Below are 15825 nucleotides of genomic sequence, written 5' to 3' on the forward strand. Positions count from 1 at the left end.
CTGTGCCGTCAGGCCTGCAGCAGCCGGTTTACATCGGCGGCCTCCAACGGGCGCACACAGCGGGCAATTTCCTGCCCGTTGCGCAACAGGATCAGCGTCGGCCACAGTTTGACGCTGTAGGAGCGACCCAGTGGGCGGCCCTTGCCGTCTTCGATTTTCAGGTGGGTCAGCGCGGGGTGCTGGCTGAGTGCCCGGGCAATGCCCGCTTGCGCGGCCTGGCAGTGGCCACACCAGTCGGTGCCGAATTCAAGGAGCAGATCACCTTCGCTGTCCTCCAGCGATGCCCGATCGGGGGCCTGCGGTGAGTAGCTTGTGTTGCGCGTCATGGTTTTTCTCTGCGGCTGTCTGTGGGCGCTGCCACTATACCGAATCTCCGGGCACGCGGTCAGCAGCGCTTGCGCAAGCCTTCGAGAAAGGTATGCGTGCTGCTCTCCAGGAGTGAGAAAACGTCTGCCTGGGGCAGGAAGCGCTCCACGTGACCATACAGGGCAATACCTGCAAGCCCATGCGCCATCGACCACAGTTTGATAGACAGCTGCAGCACATCGCGTTCATCGACAGGATTTTGTGCGCACCAGGCCTCCACCGCCGACATCAACACGTAGAACCCGGCGGCGCTGCGTTCGTCACTGGGCCGCTCCTGTAGCGCGCGTATCCCGGCGTCTCCCCACATCAGACCGTAGAAGGCGCGGTGCTCGCGCATGAAGCGGATATAGGCTTTGCCGATGGCGATGATGGCCTCGGCACTGCCGGGAGGCTGCGTCTGCACTGCCGTTTGTACCTGCTCGCCCAGGGCGAAGAAGGCGAAGTCGATGACGGCGTCGAGCAGCGCTGTCTTGTCGCGGAAATGCCGATAGGGCGCCGCGCTGCTGACGCCGGCACGGCGCGCAGCATCCACCATGGCGAAGTCTGCGCTGCCCCGCTCCTCGATCAGCTCGGCGGCGGCGAGAATCAGGGCGTTGCGCAGGTCGCCATGGTGATAGGCGGTTGCCCGGCTGTTCATGAGATCACATCCTTCGGCGTCGAGGGCGTGGATTGCGCTTCTGTGTGAGCCTTGCCGTGTTTGAGTAGCACGAACAATTGTGGCACCAGGAAGAACGATACCACTGTGGACAGCAGAACACCCCCGGCGATGGACATGGCGAAGGGCGGCCAGAACTGGCTGCCCTCCAGGATCAGCGGCAGGAAGCCGCCGAAGGTCGTGACTGTGGTCGAGGTGATGTGCCGACTGGAATCCATGACGACGCGTCGCACGGCATAGCGGCCACCGCTCATGGCGCCACTGTCTTCCTGCAGCGCCGTCATAATGATAATCGCGGCGTTGATCGATACCCCGATCGATCCAATAACGCCGATCAGAGCCTGAATGCCGAAGGGATACTGGAAAATCGCCAGCGACAGCAGGCTGAGCCCGATGGAGCAGACGCAGACGACCCCCGCGACAGCGGACAGTCGCCAGGAATTGAAGGTCAGGACGATGGTGGCGATCAGCAGTGCGACAATCATCCCCATCGGTGCCATGATCTCATTGACCACACCGGCGCGTTCGTCACTGTCGCCACCAAAGCCATAGCGATAGCCTTCGGGCATGGCAATCGGGTTGGCCAACAGGTCCGTGCGCAGCTGCTCAAGTGCCTCCTCGGGCAGTACGCCGCGGGTCAGGTAAGCCTGTACCGTATTGGTGCGTTCACCCTGTTTGCGACTGATGGGGCTGCGGGCAGGCTCCAGCGAGAAGCTCCCCAGGCTGTGCAGGGTCACGCCGGGCAGGCCGTTGTCGCCGGCACCGCCGCGCAAAGGCAGGTGCAGGCTGCCGACATCTCCGGGGCTATGCCAGCGCGCTTCGTCCAGCCGGGCGACGACCGGCAGCCGTTCTGTTCCCTCGAGCACTTCGCCGCCGCTGATGCCCTGCAGTGCCGCTTCCAGGGCGGTCGCGACATCGCGCTGGCTGACGCCCGCCATCTCCATGCGCATGGTGTCGCCGTGGAATACCCACTTTGGTGCCCCGGCAGCGAGGCTGGTATTGGTGTGGGTGACATCCCGGAGTTGCTCCATGCGCAACCGGAACGCCTCGCCGAGTTCGCGCAGCACATCAAGATTATCGCCATAGACCTCGACTTCCAGCGGCGCCATCACGGGCGGTCCCTGGTCGATGCCACGGACGATGATGCGGGCCTCCGGGTAGTCCCGATCAACAGCGCGCTGCAGTCGGCGGATGAGGTCATCGGTCGCGCGGGCATCGGTCGTCAGTACCAGTGCCTCCGCCCAGCTGGGCATCGCTTCGCGGGTGCGGAACATGTTGTAGTAGAACGGCGGTGCGCTCTCGCCAATGGTCCAGTCCACCCGCCGCACCAGCGGCTCCCGGCGCAGGTCCTGGTCGAGCCGCTGGACCAGGGCGGTGGTGTCGTCAATGGATCGCCCGTCGGGCAGCTTGACCTGCAGGTACATCTGGTCCCGGTCGGTGCCCGGGAAGAACTGTGCGGTGAGCGTGGGGAAGGTCAGAAAGCCGGTGACCGGCAAGACCAGCGCCAGGGCCACCGAGCTGGCCGGATGTTGCAGCGACCAGTCCAATGCGCGCACCAGCAATGCACCGGGCGTGCCGCTGTCAATGCCCATCTCCCACCAATGTCCGCTGCGCGCCAGTCCCCTGGGCAACAGCCATGCAGCGAGCACCGGGGTGACGATCAGTGCCAGCAGCAGCGAACCCGTCAGCATAATCACGACGGCGATGGCTATCGAACCCATGAAGTCTCCTGCGGGCCCGGGCAGGATGACCATCGGGGTGAAAGCGAGCACCGTGGTCACCGTGGAGGAGAGCAGGGGAATGCGCAGGCGGGATACGGCACCGGTGATGGAGGAGAGCGGGCTGTCGCCGTGGTCGACCAGACGCTTGCGGATTTCATCGGTCATCACAATCGAGCCGTCGACCAGCAGGCCCAGCGCAACGACCAGGCCGGTGACGGACATCTGGTGGATCGCGATTCCCGAGTGATAGAGCACAGTGATCGAAAACAGTGTGCACAGGGGCAGAATGCATGCGACCACCACGGCGGCACGCCAGCCCATGGTGAACAGCAGTACCAGCAGCACCAGCACAACACCGAGCGCCAGATTACCCACCACACTGCGCAGGCGCTCCTCGGTATATACGCTCTGGTCGTAGCTGACTTCGATGCTGACACCCTGAGGCGCCAGCGCCCGGTAACCCTCAAGGAATGTGCTGAAGTCCGCGGCCCAGCGGTCGACTTGCAGGCCATCTTTCATGGCAACGCCGATCAGAATGCCCTCGACGCCTTTGACCAGCACCCGGGAATCCGGCGGGGTGGCCTGTGCGCGATACACCTCCGCGATATCGCCGACTCGGATCGTGCCGCCCTCCGCCGTGGTCCGCAGCAGCACGTCGCGGATTTGCGCGGTGCCGTCAAACGTGCCGTCGATTTCAATGAGGAAATCGTTACCGTGCCCGGTGCTGCGTCCGGCGGCGACGCGCGGGTCGGCGCCGTGCAGGGCGGCAGCGACGTCCGCTGCGCTCAGGCCTGTGCTCGCCAGCGCCACTTCATCGATGGCAACGCGAATCTCCTCGCGAGGCTCACCGAAGAGATCGACCCGCTCGGTGCCATCAAAATTGCGTGCGGCGTCGGCAAAATCCAGTGCGATACGGTGTAGCAACGAGAGCGGCGCGGTGTTCGCGGTTTCAGCCCGCAACGCCACCAGCATGGTGTAGGATTTCAGCCGGTCGTCATCGAACAATGGGGTGCTGGCACCCGGCGGAAACTGCGCTGCAGCATCTGCCAGTGCATCCCGAATCTCCGACCAGCTGCGCTCGATGTCGGTATCGGAGAGGCTCTCCACCAGGGAGACGGTGAGACTGGAGACCCCGGTCGCCGAGCTTGAGTTGAGCTCGTCGATTTCCGCGATCTGGCGCAGGGCGTCCTCCAACGGCCGCGTGATGATCGCCTCGACGCGAGCGGGGTCTGCCCCCGGGTAAAACGTTGTCACGTGGGCGACAAAGTTGGTGATGGTCGGGTCTTCCTGCCGCGCAATGGAGCGCAAACTGGCGATCCCTACGGCCAGAATCACCAGCACCAGCAGGGTAAAATACCGGGTGTTGTTGTAGAGCAGGCGAGCCAGCATGGTCAGCCCTCCAGCGCCTGTACGGCGGTGCCTGCGGCGATGCGATGTACACCGTCTGCGACCACAGGCTGGCCGTCCCGCAGGCTGCCCCGCACAAAGGCTCTGTTGTCGTCGACGGACAGCACTTCCACCGCTTCACGCAGCGCCACCTGGGCCCCGTCCTGCCGCTGGCTGATCCGCAGCACGGTCCAGGCACCCCGTTCACCCTCGAGCAGTGCGCTGATGGGCACCCAGCCGCCGCGCGCCCGCACGCTGCGCTCCAGGCTCAGGCTGACGGTTTCACCATCCAGCACCGTCGCGGTCGGTGGCAGGTCAAACACTGCCAGGGCTGTGTGTGTGCGGGTGTCGATGTCACGGCGCAGCGCCCGCAGCGTGGCATTGACGTCGCCGTTGCGCAGGTTCAGGAGGTAGCTTTGTCCGGGCTCGAGTTCATCAAGGTGGCTCGCAGGGATGCCGATGCGGGCTTCCAGACTGTCAACGGAGACAAGCTGCAGAACCGGCTCTCCAGCCTGCAGCACGGTGCCCGGGTCCAGATGGCGCGCTGCGACGACGCCGTCATAGGGTGCGCGCAGGGCGGATTTTTCCAGGTTGATGTCCAGGCTTTCCAGCCGCGCAAGCAGGGCGGACCGGCGGCTGGCGAGCGCCTCTGCGGTCAGGCGTGTTTCGTCATACTCCTGCGCTGACACCGCACCGCTCTCCCGCAGTCGTGCACTGCGCTCGAGGCGCAGGCGGGCCAGCTGCAGTTCCGCGTCGATACTGGCCAGGTCAGCCGCTGCCACATCCCTTTGCGCCTGTAGCTGGCGTGTATCCAGCTGTCCAAGCACCTGTCCGGCGGTCACCGCGAGGCCTTCCTCAGCCTCAAGCGCCAGCAGCAGGCCGGGTATCTCGAAGGCGAGCTGCGCCCGGGCCTTGGCCTGGACCAGGCCCGAGAGTCGCAGCGTCTCGCGGTAACTCTGCTCCTCGGCAAACGGCAGCACGGTAACCGGAAGGGGAGCAGGCTCAGCTCGCCCGGCCGAGCCTGCACGCAGCGTAATCCCTGCAGTGAGTACCGTGGTCACCAGAAGGGCAGCGGCGCTGCTGAATACAAAGACAGAGTAGCGGGAGCGAGGGGCCTGGGGCATGTGAACGCCTGCATGTTAATAGCTTTAACATGCAATGTTAGAGGATTTAACATCTGATGGGAAGCGCCAACCGCACAGGACCTGCATCTCCCCGGTGGCCTCACTGTGCGGCGCCTCGTGCGACGGACCGGTTGCAGCCAGCGGGGTATTCAGGGAGAATGCCGCCCGGCGACTCGGGTGGTCCCCTCGCAACGCCAGGTAGCGAACCCCGCCAGGCCCGGAAGGGAGCAACGGTAGTTACTGATGCGTGTGCCGGGGTGTGGCTGCCCGGGTTGCCTCTTTCCCGAATTGCCTGTGCCCCGTCCCCGGGGGTGGTGTATCCTTTGCGCTTTTCGGCAAGGCCAGTTTGACATGTCGTATCAGGTACTCGCACGCAAGTGGCGGCCCCGTCGGTTCAGTGAAATGGTGGGCCAGGAGCATGTATTGCAGGCGCTGGTCAACGCGCTGGATCACGACAGGCTCCACCACGCCTACCTGTTCACCGGCACCCGCGGCGTTGGCAAAACCACAATCGCACGCATACTTGCGAAAAGCCTCAACTGCGAAGCAGGGGTCAGCTCCGAACCCTGTGGGACCTGTAGCTCCTGCCTGGAAATTGCCGAGGGACGCAGTGTCGATCTGCTGGAAGTGGATGCGGCCTCACGCACCAAGGTGGAAGACACGCGCGACCTGCTGGAAAACGTGCAATACGCCCCCACGCGCTCGCGCTACAAGGTCTACCTGATTGACGAAGTGCATATGCTGTCCAACAGCAGTTTCAACGCCTTGCTGAAGACGCTCGAAGAACCGCCGCCTCACGTCAAGTTCCTGCTCGCCACCACAGACCCGCAGAAACTACCGGCTACCGTGCTCTCACGCTGTCTGCAATTCAATCTGAAAAACATGGTTCCCGAGCAGATTGCGGCGCATTTGGGCGCGGTGCTTGACGCCGAGATGATTCGCTACGAGGAGCCCGCACTGTGGCTGCTTGGACGGTCGGCAGACGGGAGTATGCGCGATGCCTTGAGCCTCACGGACCAGGCGATTGCCTTCGGCGCGGGGGCGATCACCGAGGCGGGCGTGCGCAGCATGTTGGGCACCGTGGACATGACCTTCGTCTATGCAGTGCTGGAGGCGGTAGCGGCGGGAGATGCGGCCGCCGCGCTGGCGGCGGTGGCGCATATGGCGGAGCATGCACCGGACTTTGAGTCCGGCCTGGATGAATTGCTGTCGCTCCTGCACCGTGTTGCGGTCGCACAGATGCTCCCGGACCACGCCGACAACAGCCGCGGAGACAGTGAGCGTGTGGCGCGTCTGGCCCTGTCTCTGACGGCGGAAGATGCACAGCTGTTCTACCAGATGGCCCTGAACGGCAAGCGCGATCTCCCGCATGCCGCTGATCCGCGCAGCGGGTTTGAAATGACGGTTTTGCGGATGCTCGCCTTCCGCCCGCTGGTTCTCCCCGATGATGGCAGCCTGGTTCCATCCGCAGACGGCGCATCCGGCACGGCCGGCCCGGGGCCAGCCAAACACGGCAGCGCTGCCGCGCCGCAGTCTGCCGCAGCTGCTGAGCAGGCTGCGGTGGCAGGTGTCGAATCGCCTGCAGCGGCTGAGCCTCCTGCGGCGGCTGAGTCCCCGACAGTGGCATCGGTGCCCGCTGGGGAACCGCCCAAGGCCGCCGGCGCGCGGCTGCAGCTCGACCGCGCCAGTCCACCGGCCCTTACCGCCTGTGCCGACTGGCCGGACCTGCTGGATCGACTGGGTCTTGCTGGCATGGTCCTGAGCATCGCTTCACACTGCGCACTCGAGGCGCAGCAGGGCAGCGACTTTCGCTTTGTACTCGACGACAACCAGATGGGACTGTTCAACCCGGGACACGCAGAGCGCATCCGGCTGGCATTGCAGAACTACTTCGATACACCGGTGTCAGTGTCCATAGAGCCGGGGCGCCCCACCACGGAAACGCCGGCGATGCGCATCGCGCGACACAAGCAGGAAAGGCAGCGCGCCGCTGAGGCGGCGATCGAGTCTGACGCGCGTGTGCAACGGCTGATCCAGCGTTTTGATGGCGAACTGGATCGCACCTCCATCACGCCCCTGGAACCCTGAGGACACGACATGAAAGGCATTACCGACCTGATGCAACAGGCGCAGAAAATGCAGGCCGACATGCAAAAGGCACAGGAAGAACTGGCACAGAAAGAGGTGATCGGCGAGGCGGCCGCGGGCCTGGTGCGGGTGACGATGAATGGTCGCCACGATGTCAAGCGCGTGCGCATAGACGACAGCGTCCTCAGCGAGTCGCGCGAGGTATTGGAGGACCTGCTCGCAGCGGCGGTCAACGATGCCGTGCGCCGGGTGGAAGAGCAGAACCGGGAGTCCATGGCGGGTCTGGCCGCCGGGCTCAACCTGCCCCCCGGTTTCAAGTTGCCGTTTTGACCTCGCCATGAAGTTCAGCCCCGTTCTGGCACAGTTGATCGATGCCCTGCGCTGCCTGCCCGGCGTTGGCCCGAAGTCCGCCCAGCGCATGTCGATGCACCTGCTTGAGCGCGACCGCGCCGGCGCACTGGCACTGGCCGAGGCACTGCGTGTCGCGATGGACCGCATTGATCACTGCTCCCTGTGCAGGAACTTCAGTGAACACGATGTCTGCGAAATCTGCAGTGATCAACGCCGCGACCGACAGACCATATGCGTGCTGGAAACCCCGGCAGACGTGCTCGCTGTCGAGCAGAGCGGCAGTTACCGCGGCCTGTATTTCGTATTGATGGGGCACCTGTCGCCCATCGACGGCATAGGCCCTGCCGAGATTGGTCTCGACAGGTTCCAGCAGCGGGTGATTGATGAGGGCATCACCGAAGTCATTCTGGCCACCAACCCGACGGTGGAGGGTGAGGCAACCGCCTACTATCTGTCGGATATGCTGCTGCCCAGGGGCATTCGGGTTTCACGCATTGCCCACGGCGTGCCGCTGGGTGGCGAACTGGAATATGTCGATGGCAATACGCTGGCACACGCGTTCAGTGGCCGACGCCAGATGAGTGGAGACGGCTGAATGCGCTGGCAGTTGATTGAATCTGACGATGCGCTACGAGCTTTGTTGGAGCGCTTCAGGGGGGCACCCGCGGTTGCGGTTGATACTGAATTCATGCGTCGCAGCACCTTCTACCCGCAGGTGGCGCTGGTGCAGCTGTGCTTTGGCGAGGAGGCCTGGCTGGTGGATCCCCTGCAGGTGAGTGATCTGCAAGCACTGAGGGCGCTGCTGCAAGCGCCGGAGACGGTCAAGGTGCTTCACTCCCCAAGCGAAGACCTCGAAGTGTTCGATCGCTGGTTGGGTGTGCTGCCCGAGCCGCTGTTCGACACCCAGCGCGCCGCAGGATTGCTGAATCTGGGCTTTGGTATGGGCTACCGCGCTCTGGTGTTGGCCTGTGAGGGCGTTGATGTGCCCAAGGAAGAGACCCGCTCAGACTGGCTGCAGCGTCCGCTCACTGCTGCACAGTGTGAGTACGCAGCGCAGGATGTGGCCCATCTGTTGCCCCTGTGGCATCGGCTGGCGGCTGACTGTGAGACGCAGGGCAAGCTGGCGTGGGTGCTTGCGGACGGGGCCGATGCACTCGCGGCCTTTCGCGCGCCCGGCGACCACGGCGTATCCAGGATCAAGTCGGCCTGGAAGCTGGACCGCCGCGCGACAGGGCGCCTGTACGCACTGTGCGCCTGGCGCGAGGCGACAGCCCGCCAGCGGGACAAGCCGCGTGGCTGGATTATTGACGACGCTACCTGCCTCGGGCTCGCGGAAAAAGACCCGCAGTCACATACATCGCTGGAAAAACTCGGTCTACTGAGCCCGGGTTCGCTACGCCGTGATGGTGCGGCGCTGCTGCAGCTGCTGGCTGCGCAGCGTGAACTCCCGGAGGACGCGCTGCCGCAGCGTCTGCCACAGCCGCTGGATCCCGTCGGGCGCAAGTCCCTGCAGGCGTTGAAGCAGTGGTCCAGGGAGATCGCTGCCGAACTCGGCACCGTGCCCGAGGCATTGCTTGCCGCCCGTGACTACGAACTCCTGCTGCGGCAGCACCGGGGCGAGGCGCTGGAAGAGCCACCGAGCTGGTCCGGCTGGCGCCACGAGCGGGTGATCGTGCCCCTGCGCCAACGGTTGCGGGAGAGGGCGTCGTGACGCGTATCTGCCAGGTGTTCCGCAGCCCGCTGAAACCTGAAATGTACCTTTACGTGGACAAGGCGGAGGGCTGTGCGCGCGTGCCCGAGGCGCTGCTCGCGCGCTTCGGCGAACCGCAGCCTGTACTGGTGCTGGCGATCTCGCCAATGCGCAAGCTGGCGCGCGTAAACGCCGCCGACGTCCTGGCCGGTATTGAGTCGCAGGGGTTTTTCCTGCAAATGCCCCCTGCGGACGCCGTGTACACACAACGGGAGAGCGCCCGTGACTGAGTGGTGGGAGCAGCCGCTGGAATCCCTCGATGCGGCGCAATGGGAGGCGCTCTGCGATGGCTGCGCCCGCTGTTGTCTGCACAAACTGGAGGATGCCGACAGTGGCGAGGTGTTCTACACCCGGGTGAGCTGCCGTTATCTCGATACCGAGACCTGTCGCTGTCGCGATTACCGGCATCGAAGCAGTCTGGTTGCGGACTGTATTACACTGGGTCCGGCCAATATCGCGGACGCGCTGAGCTGGTTGCCTGCCACCTGTGCCTATCGCCTGCGCGCGCGTGGGGAGCCACTGCATCCCTGGCACCCGCTGTTGTCCGGCGATGCTGCCACGGTGCACAGGGCGGGCATTTCCGTGCGCGGGCGTGTAGTCTCGGAGCTGCATGTGCATCCCGACAGCTATGAAGAGCAGATTGTGCACTGGGTAGAGGAGGGCACGCGATGACGGAACAGCCGGACTACCTGATCGCCACGCTGGTTTACCTGGGGACGGCCCTGCTGGCGCTGGTCGCGATGTTCTGGTGGCTGCGGCGGGTCTGGTCACCGGCCTGGCGCTGGCTGCTGCTGCTGGCAGGTGCCGCGCTGCTGATGACGCCGGCCTATCCCTATGAGGGGGTGGATACGTTTGCCCCCGCGCTTATCGTGGCTGCGTTCCAGCTGCTGACAGCGGGCCCCGAGGCCGCCGCCCACGCAGTGCGCCCGCTGGTTGCAGCGTTGGGGCTCGCGTTGGTAGTCACCCTGCTATTGAGAATAACCGTGTTGCGCCGCGCACGGCATGCACCTGGCGATCAATGATCCGGAGGAGCTGTTATGTCCGTTCAGTTTGGAAGCAAAGCATTATTCCCACGTATTTTCCTGTTTCTTGCCGTGCTGCTTGGCACACCGGCTGCGCTCCACGCGCAACCCCCCATCGGCCCACAGCCGGACCTGCGCCTGCTCATCGATATTTCGGGGAGCATGAAAGAGTCCGATCCCGACAACCTGCGCGGCCCTGCACTTGAGCTGATCGTCCGCCTCCTGCCCGATGGCGCCCGTGCCGGCGTCTGGATATTCGGTGAAGACGTACAGCAGATTGTCCCGCACCAGGTGGTCGATGCCCGCTGGCGGGAGCGCGCTCTGGAGGCCGTGGCCCGCATCGACAACTCCGGGCAGCGCACCAATATTCCCGCGGCACTGGCCGCGGCCACCTACGATATCGGCAGCATGGATCCCACCTACCGCACCAGCGTGGTGCTGTTGACCGATGGCAAGGTCGATCTCTCTGCGTCGCCAATGGCAAATGCCACGGCAGCACGTGACCTGCTCGCCACGACGGCGCCCAAACTGGGTGCCACGGGCATACCTGTGCACACCATCGCCCTCTCTGAGGAGGCAGACTGGACCTTCCTGCGCGCACTGGCCAACAGCACCACGGGGATTGCGGAGAAAGCGCGTACAGCGGCGCAACTGACAGAGATCTTCGTGCAGTCGCTGGAGATGGTGGCGCCCACGGCGCGGGTGCCGATTGTCGGCAACATTTTCCTGATCGATGAGACGGTGGACGAGTTCACCGCACTGGTGTTCCTGCAGGAGCCCGGTGCGGAGGTGACCCTGACCAGCCCTGACGGCGTCGAGTACCGTCCGGAACAGAATGCCGACGGAGTCGACTGGTTTCAAAGCAGCCAGTTTGCCCTGGTCACCGTAACCGCCCCGGAGCGTGGCGCCTGGACACTGGTCGCGCCAGAGGGTGCCCGGAGTCGGGTATCGGTCATCTCCGATCTCAAGCTGGAGGTCGACCCTCTGCCCAACAGTCTCCCCGCCGGGCGGGTTACCGAGCTGGGCATCCGCCTGCGCGACGGTGATGGCGTGATCGCACGGCCCGAACTGCTGCAGCTGTTCACCCTGTCGGTACAGATCACCGGCCCGGAGGATTACAGCGAGCTGATCGACGTAACCGGGCGCTATCCGGTTCCAGCGACCGGGGAATACCGCGTCAGCATCCCCGCGTTTGACCGCGGTGGGCGATACCAGCTGTTGGTGCAGCTGCGCGGTGAGACCCTGCAACGGGAACTCCCGCTCTATATCGAGGTGATTGCCGAGGAGGCAGCACCGGCCATCAGCACCCGTCCGCCGATGGTGCCGGAACAGGATTTGCAGCGTCCGGCACTGACGCTGGCGGTTCTCGCGTTGCTGGCAGTCGCGGTTGCCCTGTGGGTCTACCGGCGGCGTCGCAAGCGCAAGATGGCGATCTGGCAACGTCGTTTTGATGCCTCACGTGGCGCCGCGGATGAGACCGTAGTGGCCGGGCTGAGCGCCACGGCGGATGAAGATGAAGGGAAAGGCAAATCCCCTTGATTAGGCGCGCGGCGCTCGCTACCCTTGGCGGCTTTGTTTTTCACGGGTATTGAACAGATGATGAAATTTGAGGGAACCGAGCGCTACGTCGCGACCGACGATCTGCGCATGGCTGTTAACGCGGCGGTGACCCTGGCGCGCCCTTTGTTGATCAAGGGTGAGCCGGGCACGGGGAAAACCATGCTTGCGGAGGAGGTGGCGCTGGGTCTGGGCAAGCGGCTGATCCAGTGGCATATCAAATCCACAACCAAGGCCCAGCAGGGCCTGTATGAGTACGATGCGGTCTCGCGCCTGCGGGACTCCCAGCTCGGCAACGAGAAGGTGCACGACATCGGCAACTACATCAAGAAGGGCAAACTGTGGGAGGCCTTCGAGGCTGAGGAGCAGGTCGTGCTGTTGATCGATGAGATCGACAAGGCGGACATCGAGTTCCCCAACGACCTGCTGGTTGAACTGGATCGCATGGAGTTTTTCGTCTACGAAACCGGCGAGACCGTGCGTGCCCGCCACCGCCCCATCATCATCATCACCAGCAACAACGAGAAGGAACTGCCGGATGCGTTCCTGCGCCGCTGCTTCTTCCACTTCATCAACTTCCCCGACCGCGACACCATGCGCGCGATCATTGACGTGCATCACCCGGGGATCGCCCAGGAACTGGTGCAGGAGGCGATGGAGGTCTTCTTCGATCTGCGCTCCATTCCCGGCTTGAAGAAGAAGCCATCGACCTCCGAATTGATCGATTGGTTGAAGCTTATCCTTGCGGACGACATCCCCGATGAGGTTTTGAAGAATCGCGATGCCAGCAAGGCGATTCCCCCCCTTTACGGTGCGCTGCTGAAGAACGAGCAGGATGTGCACCTGCTGGAGCGCCTGGCCTTCATGCACCGTCGCGAGACGCGCTGACACATGCTGGTCAACTTTTTCCATGGTCTGCGGGATGCCGGGGTACCGGTGACCACGCGAGAATTGCTGGATCTGCTCGGCGGCATCCGGCAGCACGTGGTTTTCGCGTCGATCGATGACTTCTATTATTTCAGCCGCACCTGCCTGGTGAAGGACGAGAAGTACTTCGATCGCTTTGACCGTGCCTTCGGTGCGCACTTCAAGGATCTGGAGGGCCTGGATGACGTCATCGAGGCGATCATCCCCGACGACTGGTTACGCGCCGAGTTCATGAAGCAGCTGTCCGAGGAGGACCGCGCGAAAATCGAATCCCTGGGCGGACTGGAGAAGCTGATCGAGGAATTCAAGAAGCGCCTGGAGGAGCAGAAGAAACGGCACCAGGGCGGCAATAAATGGATCGGCACCGGCGGCACTTCGCCCTTCGGTCAGCAGGGCTATCACCCCGAAGGTATCCGCGTGGGTCCGAACGGCGGTAATCGCAAGGCCGTGAAGGTGTGGGACAAGCGCGAATTCCGCAATCTCGATGACAGTGTTGAACTGGGTACGCGCAATATCAAGGTCGCGATGCGTCGCTTGCGCAAATTTGCGCGAACCGGCGCAGCGGATGAACTGGACCTGGACGACACCATCCGCTCGACCGCGCGCAATGCAGGTCTACTGGATATCAAGATGGTGCCCGAGCGGCACAACGCGGTGAAGGTGCTGTTGTTTTTTGATGTCGGGGGATCGATGGACCCGCATGTGCGTGTCTGTGAGGAGCTGTTTTCGGCTGCACGCAGTGAGTTCAAGCACATGGAATACTTCTACTTTCACAACTTTATTTACGAAAGTGTGTGGCGTAACAACGTGCGCCGGCATAACGAGCGCGTGCCGCTGCTGGACGTCATGCACAAGTACAGCCACGACTACAAAGTGATTTTTGTCGGCGACGCCGCCATGTCGCCCTACGAGATTGCACAGCCCGGTGGCTCGGTAGAGCACTGGAACGAGGAGTCGGGCGAGGTGTGGATGCGGCGTCTCAAGCAGACCTACGAAAAAGTGGCCTGGATCAATCCGGTGCCACGTGACGAGTGGGAGTACACCCAGTCCACGGCGATGACCCACAAGTTGCTGGAGGGTCACATGTACCCGCTGACCCTCCAGGGGCTGGAGCAGGCGATGGCGTTTCTCTCCAAGTAGGTCCGCGCGCGGGATTCCGGCGCTAGCGCCCGAGGCTGCCGCAGAAGGCGATGAGGCTTGCCGTTACGGCAACGTTGAGGGATTCAACACCGTTGCGCATGGGAATGCACAGGGCCTCGTCCGCCAGGCGTTCGCTCGCCTTGGAAACGCCCTCGGTTTCGTTACCCAGAATGTACACACAGCTGCCCGACGGCCGGTAGTCGAACAGGCTTTGACGGGCGTCCGCGCGCAACGAGCACACCTTGAAATCCCGGGCCTTGCAGGCTTCCAGCGCTGTGGGCAGCGATTCGCAAAACAGGATGGGGGCGCGGTATAACGTGCCCGCGCTGGCCTTGATGACCAGCGGACCCAGGGCGGCGTTGCCGCGCCTCGCCAGCACGATCCCGTCAATGTTTCCCGCCGCGGCGGAGCGGACAATCATCCCCAGATTCTGCGGATTGGTGATGCCGTCGAGTGCGAGCAGGCGCTGGTTCGCGAGGTCCGGGCCTGCCAGGTAGTCATCTACGCGGGCAAAGGCGGGGCAGAGTATATCCAGTGCGATACCCTGATCCTGGCGCCCGTTGCGCGATATTCTGGCGAGCTCAGCCCGGTTATGACGCTGCACCGCGAGGCCGCGTCGCGCTGCATCGCGCAGAATCTCTGCCATCACCCCGTCCTCCCGGTTGCTGTCGGCGACATGCAGTGCATGCAATGACAGCCCCGGCGTGCGCAGGGCTTCAAGCACCGGCTTGCGGCCGTAGACAGTGAGAACGCGGTCGAAAAAGGCCTTGCGCGCCGTGTATTCTGGACGATCGCTCAAGGTGTCAGGGGTTTGCGCCGGGCTCATGACCGCTGGCGAGCCGGGTTACACGGTCAGCCGACTGCTTCATACGCTGGGCGATATCCTCGATCTGGGCGCCGGTAATGGGGGAATCCATTGAACCGGCCACAAAACACATGACCGGTACCTGCCGGTAAACGAACACCGGCACCGCAATGGTGCTGACCTCGTAGCGGGCCTTGGGGTCGATACGGTCGAGGTGGTAATGCTCTACACAGATGCCCTGCTGGTACTTGTTGGTGGCCTCTTCCAGCTCCTGCAGGCTCCAGGACTGGTGTATGCGGGTCAGCTCCCGGGTCAGTTCTTCCTCCGCACGGGTTTTCAGCGTGACCTCATAACCCCGGGCCCGAATCGCTATCACCGACACCCGCAGTTTCTGGTCGAGGCGCTCGTTGTACCCGCCCCGTGACTCGTGTGCCCGGGTAAGCCAGGCTTCGAGCTGCTTCGCTGGGGAGAAGGCGGTAAAACACGCCGCAACGGGCGCAGCGTTGGGCAGGCGCAGGCCCAGCTGGAAGGAGTCCATCAGCGGGGTGGCGTTGCCATACAGCGCCAGCAGGACCTGGTGCAGCTTGGAACGTGCGGTGACGGCAAAGCCCAGGTTCAGGTCGCTGTTGAGGCCCTCCAGTTCCGGCCTCGCGTATTCCAGCACGGGAAACTGCGCGAAAGCGGCGTTACCTGCCGCTATAATGGAAGGGCCGAGGCGATACGCCTTGGTTTTGGGATGTTGAACCAGGAAGCCGTAATTGGCCATCGTGGTCAGGATGGCGTGACAGGTGGCCTTGTTGAGGTTCAGGCGACGCGTCATTTCCGTCAAACCAAAGGCCTGTTGCGGGTTCGCCATCAGCAGATCGAGTATGGCCAGCGCGCGGGCGGTGGGTTGGGAAAACAGTGCCACGTCAGGTACTCCCTGGCTTCGCA

The 15825-nt window shown here is 63.7% G+C and carries 16 protein-coding genes and 1 other RNA gene; 11 read left to right on the forward strand and 6 right to left on the reverse strand.

The window, feature by feature from the left end; genetic code table 11:
• Nucleotides 1-8: 8 nt before the first annotated feature.
• The 4 genes from AACZ17_RS03530 to AACZ17_RS03545 are packed head-to-tail and all read right to left on the reverse strand — an operon-like array spanning nt 9 to nt 5252.
• Nucleotides 9-326, reverse strand: coding sequence for a thioredoxin family protein (locus AACZ17_RS03530; RefSeq protein ID WP_290739181.1), 318 nt, complete (start codon nt 324-326; stop codon nt 9-11).
• Nucleotides 327-385: 59 nt separating this feature from the next.
• A complete protein-coding gene (locus AACZ17_RS03535) occupies nt 386-1003 on the reverse strand; it encodes a TetR/AcrR family transcriptional regulator (protein WP_290739183.1) in 618 nt (205 codons plus the stop codon).
• Nucleotides 1000-4131, reverse strand: coding sequence for an efflux RND transporter permease subunit (locus AACZ17_RS03540; protein WP_290739185.1), 3132 nt, complete (start codon nt 4129-4131; stop codon nt 1000-1002). The genes AACZ17_RS03535 and AACZ17_RS03540 overlap by 4 nt, the downstream gene beginning before the upstream one ends.
• Nucleotides 4132-4133: 2 nt before the next feature.
• A complete protein-coding gene (locus AACZ17_RS03545; protein WP_290739187.1) occupies nt 4134-5252 on the reverse strand; it encodes an efflux RND transporter periplasmic adaptor subunit in 1119 nt (372 codons plus the stop codon).
• 175 nt (nt 5253-5427) lie between these two features.
• Between AACZ17_RS03545 and ffs the strand changes: the two genes are divergently transcribed.
• The 11 genes from ffs to AACZ17_RS03600 all read left to right on the forward strand — a co-directional run bounded on the left by ffs (nt 5428) and on the right by AACZ17_RS03600 (nt 14087).
• An RNA gene (gene ffs / locus AACZ17_RS03550) (signal recognition particle sRNA small type) lies at nt 5428-5524 on the forward strand.
• 79 nt (nt 5525-5603) lie between these two features.
• A complete protein-coding gene (dnaX, locus tag AACZ17_RS03555) occupies nt 5604-7340 on the forward strand; it encodes a DNA polymerase III subunit gamma/tau (protein ID WP_290739189.1) in 1737 nt (578 codons plus the stop codon).
• Nucleotides 7341-7349: 9 nt separating this feature from the next.
• The gene (locus tag AACZ17_RS03560) at nt 7350-7670 is read left to right on the forward strand and encodes a YbaB/EbfC family nucleoid-associated protein (protein ID WP_290739193.1); all 321 of its coding nucleotides are present in this window, start codon (nt 7350-7352) and stop codon (nt 7668-7670) included.
• A 7-nt stretch (nt 7671-7677) separates the two neighbouring features.
• Complete coding sequence (recR, locus tag AACZ17_RS03565) at nt 7678-8286, forward strand: recombination mediator RecR (protein ID WP_290739196.1); 609 nt, start codon at nt 7678-7680, stop codon at nt 8284-8286.
• Complete coding sequence (gene rnd, locus AACZ17_RS03570; RefSeq protein WP_290739198.1) at nt 8287-9402, forward strand: ribonuclease D; 1116 nt, start codon at nt 8287-8289, stop codon at nt 9400-9402.
• Nucleotides 9399-9671, forward strand: a complete 273-nt coding sequence (locus AACZ17_RS03575; protein ID WP_290739202.1) for a YcgL domain-containing protein — start codon at nt 9399-9401, stop codon at nt 9669-9671. The genes rnd and AACZ17_RS03575 overlap by 4 nt, the downstream gene beginning before the upstream one ends.
• Nucleotides 9664-10113 (forward strand): YcgN family cysteine cluster protein, encoded by a 450-nt coding sequence (locus AACZ17_RS03580; protein ID WP_290739205.1) that lies wholly within the window; start codon nt 9664-9666, stop codon nt 10111-10113. The genes AACZ17_RS03575 and AACZ17_RS03580 overlap by 8 nt, the downstream gene beginning before the upstream one ends.
• Entirely contained in the window at nt 10110-10463 is a 354-nt protein-coding gene (locus AACZ17_RS03585) for a hypothetical protein (protein WP_290739208.1), read from the forward strand. Before AACZ17_RS03580 ends, AACZ17_RS03585 begins: the two co-directional genes overlap by 4 nt.
• Before the next feature lie 15 nt (nt 10464-10478).
• Nucleotides 10479-12002, forward strand: a complete 1524-nt coding sequence (locus AACZ17_RS03590) for a vWA domain-containing protein (RefSeq protein WP_290739211.1) — start codon at nt 10479-10481, stop codon at nt 12000-12002.
• 60 nt (nt 12003-12062) lie between these two features.
• Entirely contained in the window at nt 12063-12908 is an 846-nt protein-coding gene (locus AACZ17_RS03595) for a MoxR family ATPase (RefSeq protein WP_290739728.1), read from the forward strand.
• Between the two features lie 3 nt (nt 12909-12911).
• A complete protein-coding gene (locus AACZ17_RS03600; protein WP_290739214.1) occupies nt 12912-14087 on the forward strand; it encodes a VWA domain-containing protein in 1176 nt (391 codons plus the stop codon).
• A gap of 22 nt (nt 14088-14109) precedes the next feature.
• Here AACZ17_RS03600 and AACZ17_RS03605 read toward each other — a convergent pair whose 3' ends face one another.
• Nucleotides 14110-14886 carry an RNA methyltransferase gene (locus AACZ17_RS03605; protein WP_290739216.1) on the reverse strand — a complete coding sequence of 259 codons (777 nt, stop codon included), beginning with the start codon at nt 14884-14886 and terminating at the stop codon, nt 14110-14112.
• A 4-nt stretch (nt 14887-14890) separates the two neighbouring features.
• Complete coding sequence (locus tag AACZ17_RS03610) at nt 14891-15802, reverse strand: helix-turn-helix domain-containing protein (protein WP_290739219.1); 912 nt, start codon at nt 15800-15802, stop codon at nt 14891-14893.
• Nucleotides 15803-15825 lie beyond the last annotated feature (23 nt).

It is taken from the genome of uncultured Haliea sp. (assembly GCF_963973825.1).
Classification (GTDB): domain Bacteria; phylum Pseudomonadota; class Gammaproteobacteria; order Pseudomonadales; family Halieaceae; genus Haliea.

Excerpts from the sequence above, each read along its gene's own strand:
- AACZ17_RS03600 (WP_290739214.1), top strand. The coding sequence starts at position 12,912 with ATGCTGGTCAACTTTTTCCATGGTCTGCGGGATGCCGGGGTACCGGTG.
- AACZ17_RS03595 (WP_290739728.1), top strand. The coding sequence starts at position 12,063 with ATGAAATTTGAGGGAACCGAGCGCTACGTCGCGACCGACGATCTGCGC.
- AACZ17_RS03545 (WP_290739187.1), bottom strand. The coding sequence starts at position 5,252 with ATGCCCCAGGCCCCTCGCTCCCGCTACTCTGTCTTTGTATTCAGCAGC.
- AACZ17_RS03530 (WP_290739181.1), bottom strand. The coding sequence starts at position 326 with ATGACGCGCAACACAAGCTACTCACCGCAGGCCCCCGATCGGGCATCG.
- AACZ17_RS03590 (WP_290739211.1), top strand. The coding sequence starts at position 10,479 with ATGTCCGTTCAGTTTGGAAGCAAAGCATTATTCCCACGTATTTTCCTG.
- AACZ17_RS03540 (WP_290739185.1), bottom strand. The coding sequence starts at position 4,131 with ATGCTGGCTCGCCTGCTCTACAACAACACCCGGTATTTTACCCTGCTG.
- AACZ17_RS03560 (WP_290739193.1), top strand. The coding sequence starts at position 7,350 with ATGAAAGGCATTACCGACCTGATGCAACAGGCGCAGAAAATGCAGGCC.
- AACZ17_RS03535 (WP_290739183.1), bottom strand. The coding sequence starts at position 1,003 with ATGAACAGCCGGGCAACCGCCTATCACCATGGCGACCTGCGCAACGCC.
- rnd (WP_290739198.1), top strand. The coding sequence starts at position 8,287 with ATGCGCTGGCAGTTGATTGAATCTGACGATGCGCTACGAGCTTTGTTG.
- AACZ17_RS03585 (WP_290739208.1), top strand. The coding sequence starts at position 10,110 with ATGACGGAACAGCCGGACTACCTGATCGCCACGCTGGTTTACCTGGGG.
- dnaX (WP_290739189.1), top strand. The coding sequence starts at position 5,604 with ATGTCGTATCAGGTACTCGCACGCAAGTGGCGGCCCCGTCGGTTCAGT.
- recR (WP_290739196.1), top strand. The coding sequence starts at position 7,678 with ATGAAGTTCAGCCCCGTTCTGGCACAGTTGATCGATGCCCTGCGCTGC.